Genomic DNA, 14,367 nt, shown 5'->3' on the forward strand with positions numbered 1-14,367 from the left:
CAAGCTTTCCCCTGAGATATCGTCCGAGACATGAACCCGGACACCGCCGCTGAACCATGATCTGCCGCCTGAGCGACGACAACATCGAATCACGTGGCATCCGAATGCATCGATCGATCGGCCGCCAGGATCCGTCAGCGGCGCGACAGTCGTAAGTGGTATTCTGGCCCCGGGCAACATCCGTAAATCACATCGATTGCGCGCGTTATCACGCGGCAGGCGGGCTCCACATCATCGCGCCCAGTCCGGGCAGGCCGCGGCTTCGAGGCGGGCGGCGATCCGGTCCCGCGCGGCGGCATCGAGGCCGAGATGGACGCCGTCCGGCGACCGGGCCGTGGCCGCCGGGTCGCGCAGATCCGCGTAGGCGTCGACGAAGACGCAGCCGGCCCGCGCGCATTCCTCCGACAGGATCGCCGAGTAGGCAGCGGCGGCGTCGACGTCGTAGAATTCCGTCACCCGGGGACGACCGGGATCGAAGGGCGGGATCGCCGTCGCGATCACGCGCCGGGCGCGGGGCGCGAGGTCGGTGAAGAGCGCGCGGGCCTCGGCCCGGAACTGCTCGGCCGCGTCGGGACGGCCGGCGCGCTGGCGCCGGGTGAGGTCGTTGGTGCCGATGGTCACCACGACCGCCTCCGGGGGCCGCGGCAGCGTGAGCCAGCCGACCAGCGCCCGCAATCCGGCGACCCGCGTGCCCGCGATGGCGGCGTTGATCGCCGGGTGACCGCACAGGGTCGGGAGAAGCAGCCGCTCGCTCTGCGAGTCACCGAGGAGCAGGCTGTAGGGCCCTTCGACCTGCGCGAGCTGGCTGGAGACCGCGAAGGCCCGGGCCTCCCGGAAGGCCGCGTTCTGTCCCTGGCCGCCGCGAGGCCGGCTTACCAGGAATGCGGCGATGCCGGCCGCCAGGACGGCCACGGCCAGGCCGGCCCAGATCGTTGCTCGCTTGCGCACGCGCCCTCGCGTCCCATGCCGCCCCCCGCGGCCCGCATGAGCGCCGCCAACGTGCGCCTGTCAACCGCGACGGTCGTCCGGTATCCAGGAGTCATCCGCGCGTTATCCACAGGCTGCCGGACATGTCCGACATCTTCACGCCTGATTCGGCGGTTCTCCTCATGGTTGAGGGCAGGTCATCGGAGAGCCCGCACCATGATGCCAGTGGAGATCGACCCGTCGGAGGTGCGCCGGCCGCGCAAGGAGGCGCGCGATGCATCGCGGTCGCGCCTCCGCCAGCCGGCCGTGCTGGCGGCCCTTGCCGTCGTCGGCGTCGGGGGCTGCGCCGGCCTCGCCGTGGCAGCCTATCCGGCGGTCAGCGGCCTGCTGCGGCCACGGCCGGCGGAGGTGCATTTCGGCCGCGTCGCCGACATGCCGGAGATCAAGGACGGGGTCCCGGCCCTCAGGACGACGCCGGCTGCCCCCGTCCGCGTCGTGGCGATCCCGCCCGCGACACCGCCGGGGACACCCGCCCCTCTCCTCGATCCCAGCCCGGCCGCGACGCCGAAGGCGCCGACGTCTACACCCGACGTGTCGGCGACCGGCACCGCCGGCCCCGTGCCGGCCGGGACAGCCGCCTTCGCGCCCGCCATGCCTGCCAGCCTCCTGCAGGCCGGTCCGTCCCCGGCCCTGCCCGGCACCGGCTTCACGAAGGCTCCCGAATCTCCGCGTCCGGCCAGCCCGGCGCCCCGCGAGGCCGTAGCGACCCGGGAGGCCGCGGCGACCCGCGAGGTCGCGGCGACCCGCGAGGTCGCGACGCCTCGTGACGCCGTCCCCCGTCGCGAGGCCATGACGCCCCGCGAGACCGCGCCGCGGCCGCCGGCCCGGGCGGTCGACGCCAAGCCCGCCCCGGCGCGCGAGCCGGTGGCCGAGAAGGCGGCGCCGAAACCCGCACCGGTCCGGGAGGCCGCGAGGGCGGAGCCGGTCAAGCAGGCGGCGCCGAAGCAAGTGGCCGAGAAGGCCGCGCCCGAGAAGCGTCCGGCGGAGAAGCCGGTGGCCCGGCGCGAGAAGCCCGACGCGCACCAGAAGACGGCCGCGGCCCAGGCGGCGGCTCCAGCCGCGCCGCAGGCCGAGGAGCCGACCCGCTTCCTCGGCGTACCCCTGCCCGACCTCGCCCCGGCCGGGCGGGCGATCAAGGACACGGTCGACGCCGTGATCTCGTTCCCGAGCCGGCTGTAAGGCCCGGCGGGCGCGTCAGCCGGCGCGGGCCGCTCCGTCGAGCACCTCGAGCACCAGCCCGTCGCGATGCGGGCGTCCATACTCGTCGGTGGCCTCGACGGTGAGGCGATGGGTACCGGCGCGCAGGTCCCGCGGCAGGCGCGCGGCCCAGAGATGCGTGCAGGGCTCGGCCTTCACCCAGGATTTCTTGGTCGCGGCGTTGCGGGCGTAGAGCGCGGCGACGAACGGGTCGGGCCGGCGCACACGGACCATCGGCACCAGCGGACCGTCGCCGATCCGGAAGGCGACGCGGCTGCGCGGTCCGCCATCGAACAGATTCACCACCACGTTCGCCCCGCCGACGCTCTCCGCCGGTACGGTGGTGCCGAGGAGCTCGTAGAGCCGCGTGTCGGGCAGCCGGGCGAGGTCGTCGGCGTGGAACTGGCTCTCGAGCACGATCCGCATCTGGCGCCCTGCATCGTCGCTCGCCGGGACGTAGCGGGTGGTGTAGCGCCGCCCGCCGCTGATGCTGAGCACGTGGAACCCGTGGGGCGTGCCGTCGCGGCTGTCGGCGGTGGCAATGCCGCGCCGGTCCGGCGGGCCGCTCCACCACGAGCCCGAGACTGCCGTCAGCACGTGGTGATGGTGGGCGTCGTCCCCCGTCGCGCCCGGCCGGCCGTCGGGTCCGAGATAGTGGTGCTCGGTGGTGTGGGTGTGGCCGGCGACGCTGAAGGCCGGCCGTCCGGCGAGCAGCCGCAGCAGCTGCGCCCGGTCGACGGTGCTGATGGCGGGATCGTCGGGCCCGAGATCGGTGGCGAGCGGGATGTGCATCGCCACCACCACCAGGCGGTCGGCGGGGGTCTGCTTCAGCAGGTTCTCCACGAAGGCGAGCTGGCGCTCGCCGAACCGGCCCTCGTAGCGCCCGCCGCGCCCGGAGGTCGCGGTGGCGGCACCGAGATAGTGGACGTTGTCGAGCATCACGAACAGCACGCCGCCATGCTCGAGGGCGTAGTACGGTGCCCCGAAGGTGCGCTTGAAGGTCTCGCGGGCGTGCCGGGCGTCCGGCGCCTCGAAGTTGAGGTCGTGGTTGCCGCCGATGTGGAACCATGGCACCCCGACCTGGGCGATGATCCGGTTCTGGCGCGGATAGAGCGAGAGGTCGTCGAACAGCACGTCGCCGGTGGTCATCCCGAAGGCCGCCCCCGTGCCGAGCACCCGGGCGACGGCGGTGTCGCGCACGAAGGTCAGCTCGGCGTGGCTCTCGGGCTGGGGGTCGGTGAACAGCACGACGTCGAAGTCGCCGCTCTCCGGGCTGCGCACCAGGCCGAAATCGACGGAATCCGGCAGCGGTCCGGTCGGGTCGATGCCGGGATAGCGGAGCGCGAGGTCGGGCGGCGTGCCGGCGGGCTGATGCAGGTAGGAGAAGCGCGGCAGGCCGTCGGCCCCCCGCGGCAGGGCGAAACCGGTCGGCTTGACGACGAAGACCGCCGTCCCGTCCTCGACCGGCAGGGCGTATCGCCCCTGCGCGTCGGTGCGCACGACCTCGCGGCCGTTCGAGACCAGCACGTCGGGCAGTCCCGGATCGTCGGCGGCCCGCCGGCCCTTGCTGCCGCGATCCTCGTAGACAATGCCGGTGACTTGCCCGGTGACCTGTCCCGCACCCGGCCCGCCTTGCGCCCGCGCCGCCAGGGGCGCCAGGGCCAGCGCCGCCGCGCCTGCCACCGTGTCGCGCCGCGTCAGGGTCGTCCGCTCGGTCATCGGCTCGTCTCCGTCGAAGTCTTCAGCAGGGAACCACGGTCGCGCGACCGTTCGGTGACGTCGCGCAGGGTCAGGACTCGCTCAAGTCAGCGACAGACATCATACCCGTCATCGTCGTCCCGCGGCACGCCGCAGGCGAGAAACCGGGATCCAGAACGGCTGACGATCCAGGACGACGTGGTGGGCGTTCCGCCTGGTCTTGCAGCGTCAGCGGTTATGGATCCCGGATTCCGCTGCGGGGCCCCCGGACGTCGCGGAGGGTTGCGGCTCCGCCGCGGAACACAGGGCGACGTCCTAATCCATGCCCGGCTTGCCGCCCCGCAGCCGCTTCACGTCACCCCGCCGGCCCTTCTCCTCCAGCCGCCGCTTCTTCGAGGCCAGCGTCGGGCGGGTCGGGCGGCGCGGGGTCGGGGGCACGGCGGCCTCGCGGACGAGGTCGGCCAGGCGGTCGCGGGCCTCGGCGCGGTTGCGCTCCTGGGTGCGGTGATTCTGGGCGGTGATGACGAGCACGCCGTCGGCGGTGAGCCGGCGCCCGGCGAGCTTCATCAGCCGGATCGCCACGGCGTTCGGCAGCGAGGGCGAGCGGCGCACGTCGAAGCGCAGCTGCACCGCCGTCGCCACCTTGTTGACGTTCTGGCCGCCGGGGCCCGAGGCGCGCACGAAGCTCTCCTCGAGCTCGGATTCGTCGAGGGTGATCCAGGGCGTGCATTCGAGACCCACGGCCGCGCTCCCGAGAACCGGTGACGGGACGCCATCCCACGAAACGGTCGCGCGCGCTACATCGGGTGCGTGCCAGACGCTTCCGCCTCCCCCACCCTCCCCGCCGCCTTCGCCGCCTGGTTCGCCGCCCGCGGCTGGGCGCCGCGGCCGCACCAGCTCGCCCTGCTGGCGGCGGCGCGAGACGGGCGCTCGGCCCTGCTGGTGGCGCCGACCGGGGCCGGCAAGACCCTCGCGGGCTTCCTCCCCACTCTGGTCGAGCTGGCGGAGGGGAGCGGGAGCGGCAAGGGGGGCTTGCACACCCTCTACATCTCGCCGCTCAAGGCCCTCGCGGTCGACATCGCCCGCAACCTCGAGGCGCCGGTCGCCGGGATCGGGCTCGATCAAACGATCCGGATCGAGACCCGCACCGGCGACACGCCCTCGCACAAGCGCAGCCGCCAGGTCGCCCGCCCGCCCCACATCCTGCTGACCACGCCCGAGCAGCTGGCGCTGCTGATCGCCCATCGCGAGGCGGCGGAGCTGTTTCGCGGCCTGAAGCGCGTGGTGCTCGACGAACTGCACGCCCTGGTCACCTCGAAGCGCGGCGACCTCCTGAGCCTCGCCCTCGCCCGGCTGCACCGGCTGGCGCCCGGGCTCGCCATGACTGGCCTGTCGGCGACGGTGCGCGAGCCCGATGCCTTGCGCCGCTACCTGGTGCCGCAACACCCAAAACCGGCCATGGCCGACCTCATCACCGTCCAGGGCGGCGCCCGGGCCGACCTGCACATGCTGGAAACCGGCCGCACCCTGCCGCTCGCCGGGCACACGGCGTGGCAGTCGATGCCGGCGGTCTACGAGCTGATCCGGACGCATAAGCTGGTTCTGGTCTTCGTCAACACGCGGCTCCAGGCCGAGTATACCTTCCAGGAGCTGTGGAACCTCAACGACGACGGGCTGCCGATCGCGCTCCATCACGGCTCGCTCGACGCCACCCAGCGCCGGAAGGTCGAGGCCGCGATGGCGGCGGGCGTGCTCCGGGCCGTGGTCTGCACCGCCACCCTCGACCTCGGCATCGACTGGGGCGACGTCGACCTCGTCATCAACATCGGCGCGCCGAAGGGCGCGAGCCGCATCATGCAGCGGATCGGCCGGGCCAATCACCGCATGGACGAGCCGTCGAAGGCCTATCTGGTGCCGGCCAACCGCTTCGAGATGCTGGAATGCCGCGCCGCCCTGGACGCCGTCGAGGAGGCGGCGCAGGACACGCCCGATCCCCGCACCGGCGCCCTCGACGTGCTGGCCCAGCACGTGCTCGGCATGGCCTGCGCCGGGCCGTTCTCCGAGGACGAACTCTACGACGAGGTCCGGGCCGCATCCCCCTACGCCGACCTCTCCCGCGACGATTTTTTGCTCGTGCTCGACTACGTCGCCACCGGCGGCTACGCGCTTCGCGCCTACGAGCGCTTCGCCAAGATCCTGCGCGGGCCGGACGGGCTGTGGCGGGTGCGCGACGCGCGGACCGCGCAACAGTACCGGATGAATGTCGGCACCATCATCGAAGCGAGCAAGGTCAAGGTGCGGCTGGCCCGGCGCAACCGGACCAAGCCCGGCAGCGTGCTGCCGGCGGGCGGCCGCGTGCTCGGCGAGATCGAGGAGGATTTCGCCGAGACCCTGACGGTCGGCGACACCTTCCTGTTCGCCGGCGAGATCCTGCGCTTCGAGGGCCTGCACGAGGACGAGGCCCTGGTCACCCGCGGCCCCCCCGGCACCGACCCGGCGATCCCGAGCTATGCCGGCTCCAAGTTCCCGCTCTCGACCTTCCTGGCCGCCCGGGTGCGGGCGCTGATCGCCGATCCGTTCGAATGGGACCGGCTGCCGGCGCAGGTGGCCGACTACCTGGTGCAGCAGCGCCGCCGCTCGGTCCTGCCGGGCCCCCGCGACCTCCTGGTCGAGACGTTTCCGCGCGCCAACCGCCACTACCTCGCCTGCTTCCCGTTCGAGGGGCGCCTCGCCCACCAGACCCTCGGCATGCTGCTGACCCGGCGCCTGGAGCGGGCCGGGATGCGGCCCTTGGGCTTTGCCGCCAACGATTACGGCCTCGCGGTCTTCGGCACCCGCGACCTGTCGGAGCGCATCGGCCGCGAGCCCGGTTTCCTCGACGGGCTGTTTGCCCAGGACATGCTCGGCGACGACCTGGAGGAGTGGCTCGACGAATCGGCGATGATGAAGCGCACCTTCCGGCAATGCGCGGTGATCGCCGGGCTGATCGAGCGGCGCCACCCGGGCCAGCGCAAGACCGGGCGCCAGGTCACGATCTCGACCGACCTGATCTACGACGTGCTGCGCAAGCACCAGCCCGGCCACCTCCTGCTGCGGGCCGCGCGGCAGGATGCGGCAACCGGACTCCTCGACGTGGCCCGCCTCGGCGTGATGCTTGCCCGCATCCAGGGGCGAATCATCCACAAGGCTCTCGACCGGGTGTCGCCGCTCGCCGTGAACGTGATGCTCGAGATCGGGCGCGAGCGCGTCTACGGCGAAGGCGCCGACGAGATCCTGGCCGAGGCCGAGGCGGCTCTGCTCGACGAGGCGCTGGCGTGAGGATTTTTTCAGATCGGAGGGCGCCCCGCTCCGCGAAGGAAGACGACGACCGTGGCGCTGCCGCTGAAGCTCGAGAAGACCCACAAGACCCCCGGCGCGACGCTCGTCGGCGAGACCCTCGTCCTCGATCTCAGCGGGGGCTTATGGCTGCCGGAGCATCGCACCCTGGTGGTCTCCGACCTGCACCTCGAGAAGGGCTCGGCCTTCGCCGCCCGCTCGGGCCAGTTCCTGCCGCCCTACGACACCCGCGAGACCCTGGCCTGCCTGCATGAGGCGGTGGCGCGGCTCGACCCGGCCCGGGTTGTCTGCCTGGGGGATTCCTTCCACGACGCGCAGGGGCCCTCCCGCCTCGATGTCGCCGACCGAGCCTTGATCGCCGCCCTGCAGGAGGGCCGCGACTGGGTCTGGATCTCCGGCAATCACGACCGGGCGGTACAGGACGGCATCGGCGGCCGCTTCGCCGACACCCTGGCCCTCGGCGCCCTGATCCTCCGGCACGAGCCTGCCTCGCGCCCCGAGCCCGGCGAGGTCGCCGGCCACTTCCACCCGGTCGGCAAGGTAGCGATGCGCGGCCGCGCCGTGCGCCGGCGCTGCTTCGTCCTCGACGCGACGCGCCTGGTGATGCCGGCCTTCGGGTCGCTGACCGGGGGGCTCAACGTGCGGGACAAGACCTTCGACGACCTCTTCCCGGGCGGCTTCACCGCGCACCTCATCGGCGACGGACGGGTCTTCGCCATCGCCAGGACGATGCTGACGCGGGATTGAGGGCGGCCCCGCAAATTCCGCATCATATCCAAGTAAAGCGCGTCCCCCTCTCCCGTGTGGGAGAGGGGTTAGGGGTGAGGGTGGCGCGGTCCTGAGTCAAACTCCAAGCGCAGTGCTGGCAGCGTGTCGGCCAGTGCTTTATCTGGAAGCGTGTCACCCTCACGCGGGCCGCAAACCCGTGCGGGATCTTCGATCCCCTACCCCTCTCGCACAGCGTGGAGCGATACCGGGCAAGCCCGGCATCGCCCGGAGAGGGGATCCCGCGATTCAACTTGAGCGCGGGTTGTCGGAGAACCACTAGGTAGATCCCCAAACCCCCGCCGCCAGCAGCGCCAGCCCGGCCACCCCCGACAAAGCCAGCCGCAGGCGCCCGAGCCAGGCCGGCACCAGCCCGCGCCGGGGCAGGTCCTGGTCGACGAGGCCCCAGGCCAGCACCAGGGCGCCGAGCGCCCGCAGGTCCCACGGGGCCGGGGCGAAGAGGGCCGCCCAGGCCAGCAGAGAGGGAGCGACCGAGACGGCGTAGTCGACGCCGCGCCCCTCCGGCGAGGCCGCGGCCGCCCCCCAGCGCAGGCCGCCGAGGAACGACGCGATGACGGCGCCGTAGGCCGCGAGCATCGGGCGCGGCGCGAGGCCGAGGAGCGGTTGGCCCAGGATCACCAGGGCGCTCAGGCCCAGGAAGGGAATCAGGCCCGCGGCCCCGAGGATCAGGGCGGCGGGGGGCGCGGCGCGGTGCATTCAGTCTCTCCGGAAGATCACGCTGGCGAGCCAGCCGGAGATGAGCGCGAGCGCGCCGGCGGCAAGCCCGTAAGCGAGCGACCAGTCGCGGGCGAAGGTCGCGATCCCCTGCTCGACGCCCGACTTGACGAGGTCGAAGCGCGCCTCCTGGCGCGCCAGCGGCACGCCGCCGGCGAGCAGCACCACCTCGACGTCGTAGGCGCCGACCGGGGCCGTGGCGGGGATCGGGGTGGCGCCGCGGAAGACCGACGATGACAGGAACCGCACGCCCGCCTCGCTCTCGGTGAACAGGCGCGCGCCCCGGCGCAGGCGCAGCAGCGCCTCGCGGAACGGATCGTCCGGGGTCGGCGCCGCCAGGGTGAGGTCGGGCGCGGCGACGATCGCCGGGAGGCCGAGGCGCAGGCGCCGGCGCGTCCCCTCGTCCGCCACCTCGGCCAGGGGACGGGAGGAGAGGACCGCCAGGAAGCTCGGCACCTCGGCGAATTTCTGCTGGCCGCGATTGACCCAGACCGGCCCCAGGGCCTCCTTCTCGCGCACCGTCAGCGACTGGCGCGGGCCCCGGATCGTCACCACGACGTCGTAGCCGCCGGAGCGCGCCGCCGCCTGGCCGTCGCGCTCGATGGCGCCGAACACCGCGACCGAGGTGCCCGTATAGGTCGAGGTGACGGCGAGCCGGCTGAACGACAGGCTCACCACGAGCGCCTCCGGCCGCGCCGGCGCCGCGAGGCAGATCAGCACGGGAGCGGCGAAGGCGCGCATCAGCGTGGCCAGCCAGGCAAGGGGATGGCGGGGGCGCATCAGCGCGCCTCCTGGACCACGATCGAGAACGGCTCCTCGGGGCGCAGGACCAGCTCGACCGCGAAGCGCAGGCCCACCGCCAGGACCAGGACGGCGAGCAGGAACCGGAAGTACTCCGAGCGCAGGTTGCGCCCGGCCCGCGCCCCGAACTGCGCCCCGAACACCCCGCCGGCGATCAGGATCACCGCCAGCACGATGTCGACCGCCTGGTTCTGCACCGCGTGCAGCACGAGCGCCACGAAGCTGGTGCAGACGATCTGGAACTGCGAGGTCCCCACCACCACGCCGGTCGGCACCCGCATCAGGTAGAGGAGCGCCGGGACCAGGATGAAGCCGCCGCCGATGCCGAGCACCGCGCCGGCAAAGCCCACGAACAGGGCGAGGCCGAGGATCGGGATCACGCTGGCATAGAGGCGCGAGCGGGGAAACCGCATCCGGAGCGGCCAGGCCAGATAGGCGGCGTGGTCGCCGCCGAGCCGCGCGGGCCGCGCCTTGCCCCGGTGCCGCGCCCAGAAGCCGCGCAGGCTCTCCGCCAGCATCAGCCCGCCCACCACCGTGAACAGCGTCACGTACGCGACCGTGATGACGAGATCGAGCTGGCCGGCCCGCCGCATGGCGGCGAAGAACCAGACGCCGAGGCTGGTGCCGACGAAGCCGCCGAGGACAAGGACGAGGCCGAGCCGCAGGTCGAGGGCGTTGCGGCGCAACGCCGCCAGCACGCTGGTGGCCGAGGAGGCGACGATCGGGGCGGTCTGGGTCGCGACCGCCACGGCCGGCGGGATCCCCATCACGATCAGGATCGGCGTCATCAGGAAGCCGCCGCCGATGCCGAACAGGCCGGACACGAAGCCGACCGCCGCGCCGAGCCCGATGAGGACCAGGACGCTCACGGGCATCTCGGCGACGGGGAGGTAGATCTGCAACGAAGGAGCGGTCCGGTGCGGCGCGGCTGTCTCTAGACCATGTTTTCGCCCCTGGGGAAACCGCCGCGCGACGAACGCGAAAGGGCACGGACCGTCCCCGGTCCGCGCTCCGTCGCCTTGCCGTGCCGTGCCGGCCGCGACCTACACCTTCCCGGTGCCGCGGCCGGCGCTGAGGGGCGGCGGGGCGCCGATCAGCGTCATGGGACCGGGTGTGGCCGCGGTCTCGACCCGGGCGGCGGGGGGATCGTTGACCGCCGGGTCGGGCGTCTTCGGCTTCCAGGCCTCGGCCGCGGCCCGGGCCGCCGCCAGGTCCTTCGGGGCCAGCTTGCCCGCCACCTCGTCGCGCTTGCGGCCGGCATCCTCGTCGCCCTGCGCCGCCGCGGCGGCGAACCAGCCATAGGCCTGGTTCAGGTCCTGGGTGACGCCGAGCCCGCGGGCGAGCAGCACCGCGAGGTTGTACTGGCTGTCGCGAACGCCGTACTCGGCGGCCTTGCGGAACCAGTTCGCCGCGGAGGCGTAGTCGGGCTTGCCGCCGACCGCGCCGGACTCGGCCAGCATCACCGCGAGGTTGTGCATCGCCCGGACATGGCCCTGCATCGCGGCGCGGCCGTACCAGAGCCGGGCCTTGTCCTGATCGCGCACCAGGCCGAGGCCCTTCTCGTACTGGCTGCCGAGGCGGTACTGCGCCGGGGCGTAGCCGGCGCCGGCCAGGCGGTCGAACAGCTTGGCGGCAAGGGCCGCGTCCCGCGGCAGGCCCCGCCCGTCGACGGTGCGGCTCGCGAGTTCGTAGACCGCGGCGCCGTCGCCCTCGAGGGCCGCCTGGCGCAGGGACCCGGCGCCCGACGGGATGCCGGAGAGCTCGTTGCTCAGCGACGCCATGTCGGTCACGCGCGGCGGCGCCGGGCGGGACGCGACGACGGGCTTTCCCGCGTCGAGCGACCGCTCGCCGGTCTCCGCGCCTTTCGGCGTACCGGGCTCGAAACCTTTCTGGATGCCGGCCTCGGTCCCCTTCGGTATGCCCGGTTCGAAGCCCTTCTGGGCGGCGGGGTCCGGCTTCGCTGCGGCCGCCTTGACGTCGGGCGTCGCCGGAGCGGGCGCACCCGCCGGGGGCAGCGCTCGCGGGGCGGGAAGCGCCGCGACAGCCTGGGTGGTGACCGGCTCGACCGGCGCCGTCGCCTCCTGCGAGATCACCGGGACGCCGGTCCGCGGGCCCGAGCCGTGCAAAGCCTGCAGCGTTCCCAGGGCCAGGACGATCGCCGCGAGGCCGAGGAGCAGCGGCCGGCGCCGGCGCTCGATCCCGGCGCGCAGGCGCTCAACCAGGCTGCCGCGGGCGTCGCCGCGCGGGTCCGCCGCGGGCGTGGCCTGGCCGGCGCCGGCCGCCTCGGCCGCCGCTGCCTGGGCGGCGCGGCGGGCCGCCGCGATGAAGCTCGCCTTGATGTCGCCGGCCGGCACCTCCGGGGCCGGGGCGGCCTCGGCCTGGATCCCGCGCGGGCGGACCGCGCCGGGCTCGATCATCTCGTCGGCCGGGCTCGGCGGGGCGGCGCGCGGCGCCTCGGGCCGGCGGGTCGGGCGCTCGGGCGGCGTGGTGCTCTCGCGGAGGGTCTCGCGCAGGCTCCGGGCCGCGCGGCGCGGCGCCGCGAGCGCCGGCGGCACGTCCTCGCTCGGCCGCGCCTCGTCCAGGCGGCCCAGGCGGGCGACCAGCTGCTCGAGGGCGGAGTGCACGCCCTCCATCGTCGCCTGCAGGCGCTTGTCCGCGGCGGCCTGATGCGCCCGCATGTCGGCCAGCACCGCCTGCAGCCCGCCCAGCCCCTCCGTCGAGGCCGCGCTGCGCCGCTCGGCGCCGAACGAATCGGCGACGCTGCGGGCGGCGCGCTCGGCCGCGGCCTGGATCGGCGCCTCGTCGCGCAGGAGCGCGACCTGGGCCAGGAGGTCGCCCATGGTGCGCTCGAGCCCGGCCAGCGCCGGGTCGCTGCCGCGGGTGTCGATGCGGCTCGCCAGCGCCAGGACCTGCCGCTCGAGACCGTCGAGGGCCTCGCCGTTCGCCCCCTGCCCGACCCGGTCGAGCTTGTCGGCGAGGTTGCGCAGCATGCCGTGGATCGACGCGAGGTCGGCGCCCGGGAGGGCGGGCTGGCGCAGGGCCTCGCCGATCTGCTCCAGCCGCTCCATCACGTCGCCGACGGTGCTCACCGCGGCGACCTGATCGACCTTGGCGGAGAGCGCGTCGATGCGGCCCAGGATGGCGCCCGACGCATCCGGCCGCTCGCGCCGCTCGGCCCGCAGGTCGTCGAGCTTGCGGTCGAGGTCGGCGATGCCCTGCACCAGGGCCGGCGCCTCGGCGGACGGGGCCCGGACGCCCTGGCGGATCTCCTCGAGCAGCGGACGCAGCTCGTCCATGACGGCCGGGCTGTTGTCGTACATGCCGGCGCCGAGCCGGGTCACGGTCTCGGTGAGCGCGTCGACCGAGCGCGCGAGGTTCTGCACCCGGGCCGGCTCCGCCAGCGCCGCGATCTGGCCGCGGATCTCGTCGAGCTCCCTGAAGAGCTTCGTCACCGCATCGCGGTCGGCGAGCCCGGCCCGGTCGGTGCCGAGGGCGCCGTCGACCTGGCGGGCCAGGCGCTCGACGTCCTGGGCCACCCGGGCGTGCACGTTGGTGGCCACGTCCTCGGCCAGACGCCCGACCTGGACCCGCATCAGGTCGATCGGGCCGGCGACGGCGACGAGGTCGGCCGGGTCGCGCGCCCGCTGCACCTCGTCGGCCAGCGTGCGGACCGCCTGCTCGAGGGTCACGAGGTCGCCGCTGGTGGCGAGACTGCCGATAGACTCGCGCAGGCGGATGGTTTCGGCCTGGAGCCCGGCGATGGCCGGCGAGAGCGCGTCGACGGCCGCCTCGGGCCCCTCCATCACCCGGGCGAGCTCGCGCCGCAGGCCGTCGACGAGGGCATCCTGCTCCCTGTCCTCGCCGTCCTCGAGCTGCTGCTGGCGCTGACGGATCTCCGCCACCGCGGCCGCCAGGCTGCTGCCGGCGTGGCGGGCGCGACGGCCCGTCGGCCGCGGGGAGGTCTCGGCCGGGCGGCTTGCGGCCAGACGGGTCTCGATACCCTGGATCGCCCTGGCGACGACCTCTTCCGACGCGTCGCGGGTCTCGCTGATCCGCTGGTCGATCGCGTCGAGCCGCCGGCCGATCGCCGCCACGGCCTCGATCAGCCGAGCGTCGCCCGCGGGGTCCACACGCGCCGGCGCAGGCTCGGCGCGCGTCGGCGCGGGCTCGGGGGCGTCCGGCCGGCCCTGGCGGGCCCGCGGAGCCCTGGGGGCGTCGTGCTGCCAGCCACGGTCGGCCCGGCGTCCGTCCGCGGCATCGGGGGCAGGAAAGCCTTCGTGACGCCCGCGGCGCGAGAGTGCGGCGGCGCGGCGGGATTGCTGGCGGACCCCAGCGCGCGCGGATCCCTCGCTGATCGCCTCGGCGAGCCATTCATCCACCGAGAGGCCGGCACGACGCGCCGCCTCCCGGGCGGCGTCGCGCAGCTCCGGATCGAAGGCTTCGAGTGAGGGAGCGGTCCGTCTCATAGCGGGCTCTGCGCAAGGGGCCGAAGGATCTCTCGGACAGGCGCCGGTCGACTGAACGGTGGAAACCCCGCGCCCTGCTCGATCCTGAAGATTCGGTCAGCGGCCGCCGCCTGGAAGGTTCCTGGCGGCACTTTCGATTGGCACAGTAAACAAGTGGTTAAGTCGTCTCGGTGCGCCGTCCGCCCGGGCCGATTGGCTCGCGATCGTTGCGCGGGCAACTTGATAATGGACAATTTATGCTCACAACCTAAGAGTGAGCGAACGCACGCCGAGCGGGCGTTTCGCGCCCTCTTTCGCGGCGATACACGGCGTAACGGTAATGAGATTTTCATCGCAACCGATTGACACAATGACGCTTTTACCGTAAGTAACACACGCTGGA

The 14,367-nt window shown here is 73.6% G+C and carries 10 protein-coding genes; 3 read left to right on the forward strand and 7 right to left on the reverse strand.

The genetic code is table 11. The features are described 5' to 3' along the window. Positions 1-231: 231 nt before the first annotated feature. A complete protein-coding gene (locus tag EU555_RS04955) occupies positions 232-948 on the reverse strand; it encodes an SGNH/GDSL hydrolase family protein (RefSeq protein ID WP_135413564.1) in 717 nt (238 codons plus the stop codon). A gap of 195 nt (positions 949-1,143) precedes the next feature. Here EU555_RS04955 and EU555_RS04960 point away from each other — a divergent pair, with 195 nt between their 5' ends. Beyond that, entirely contained in the window at positions 1,144-2,166 is a 1,023-nt protein-coding gene (locus tag EU555_RS04960; protein ID WP_135413565.1) for a chemotaxis protein CheA, read from the forward strand. A gap of 15 nt (positions 2,167-2,181) precedes the next feature. Here EU555_RS04960 and EU555_RS04965 read toward each other — a convergent pair whose 3' ends face one another. Further along, positions 2,182-3,903, reverse strand: coding sequence for a calcineurin-like phosphoesterase C-terminal domain-containing protein (locus EU555_RS04965; RefSeq protein WP_135413566.1), 1,722 nt, complete (start codon positions 3,901-3,903; stop codon positions 2,182-2,184). A 294-nt stretch (positions 3,904-4,197) separates the two neighbouring features. Then, the gene (gene arfB / locus EU555_RS04970) at positions 4,198-4,623 is read right to left on the reverse strand and encodes an alternative ribosome rescue aminoacyl-tRNA hydrolase ArfB (RefSeq protein ID WP_135413567.1); all 426 of its coding nucleotides are present in this window, start codon (positions 4,621-4,623) and stop codon (positions 4,198-4,200) included. Between the two features lie 69 nt (positions 4,624-4,692). Here arfB and EU555_RS04975 point away from each other — a divergent pair, with 69 nt between their 5' ends. Both EU555_RS04975 and pdeM read left to right on the forward strand, forming a co-directional pair. Further along, the gene (locus EU555_RS04975) at positions 4,693-7,200 is read left to right on the forward strand and encodes a ligase-associated DNA damage response DEXH box helicase (RefSeq protein ID WP_205820780.1); all 2,508 of its coding nucleotides are present in this window, start codon (positions 4,693-4,695) and stop codon (positions 7,198-7,200) included. Between the two features lie 51 nt (positions 7,201-7,251). Then, positions 7,252-7,965 (forward strand): ligase-associated DNA damage response endonuclease PdeM, encoded by a 714-nt coding sequence (gene pdeM / locus EU555_RS04980; protein WP_135413569.1) that lies wholly within the window; start codon positions 7,252-7,254, stop codon positions 7,963-7,965. A 297-nt stretch (positions 7,966-8,262) separates the two neighbouring features. Here the strand turns inward: pdeM and EU555_RS04985 are convergent, their stop codons facing one another. The 4 genes from EU555_RS04985 to EU555_RS37450 all read right to left on the reverse strand — a co-directional run bounded on the left by EU555_RS04985 (position 8,263) and on the right by EU555_RS37450 (position 13,985). Then, positions 8,263-8,700, reverse strand: a complete 438-nt coding sequence (locus EU555_RS04985; protein WP_135413570.1) for a DUF3429 domain-containing protein — start codon at positions 8,698-8,700, stop codon at positions 8,263-8,265. After that, on the reverse strand, positions 8,701-9,498 hold the full coding sequence (locus tag EU555_RS04990; RefSeq protein ID WP_245524147.1) for a TIGR02186 family protein: 798 nt from the start codon (positions 9,496-9,498) through the stop codon (positions 8,701-8,703). After that, positions 9,498-10,421, reverse strand: coding sequence for a sulfite exporter TauE/SafE family protein (locus EU555_RS04995; RefSeq protein WP_135413571.1), 924 nt, complete (start codon positions 10,419-10,421; stop codon positions 9,498-9,500). The genes EU555_RS04990 and EU555_RS04995 overlap by 1 nt, the downstream gene beginning before the upstream one ends. Positions 10,422-10,562: 141 nt before the next feature. Beyond that, positions 10,563-13,985 (reverse strand): SEL1-like repeat protein, encoded by a 3,423-nt coding sequence (locus EU555_RS37450; protein ID WP_135413572.1) that lies wholly within the window; start codon positions 13,983-13,985, stop codon positions 10,563-10,565. Between the last annotated feature and the right edge of the window lie 382 nt (positions 13,986-14,367).

Origin of the sequence: Methylobacterium nonmethylotrophicum, assembly GCF_004745635.1 — a bacterium.
Classification (GTDB): Bacteria; Pseudomonadota; Alphaproteobacteria; order Rhizobiales; family Beijerinckiaceae; genus Methylobacterium; species Methylobacterium nonmethylotrophicum.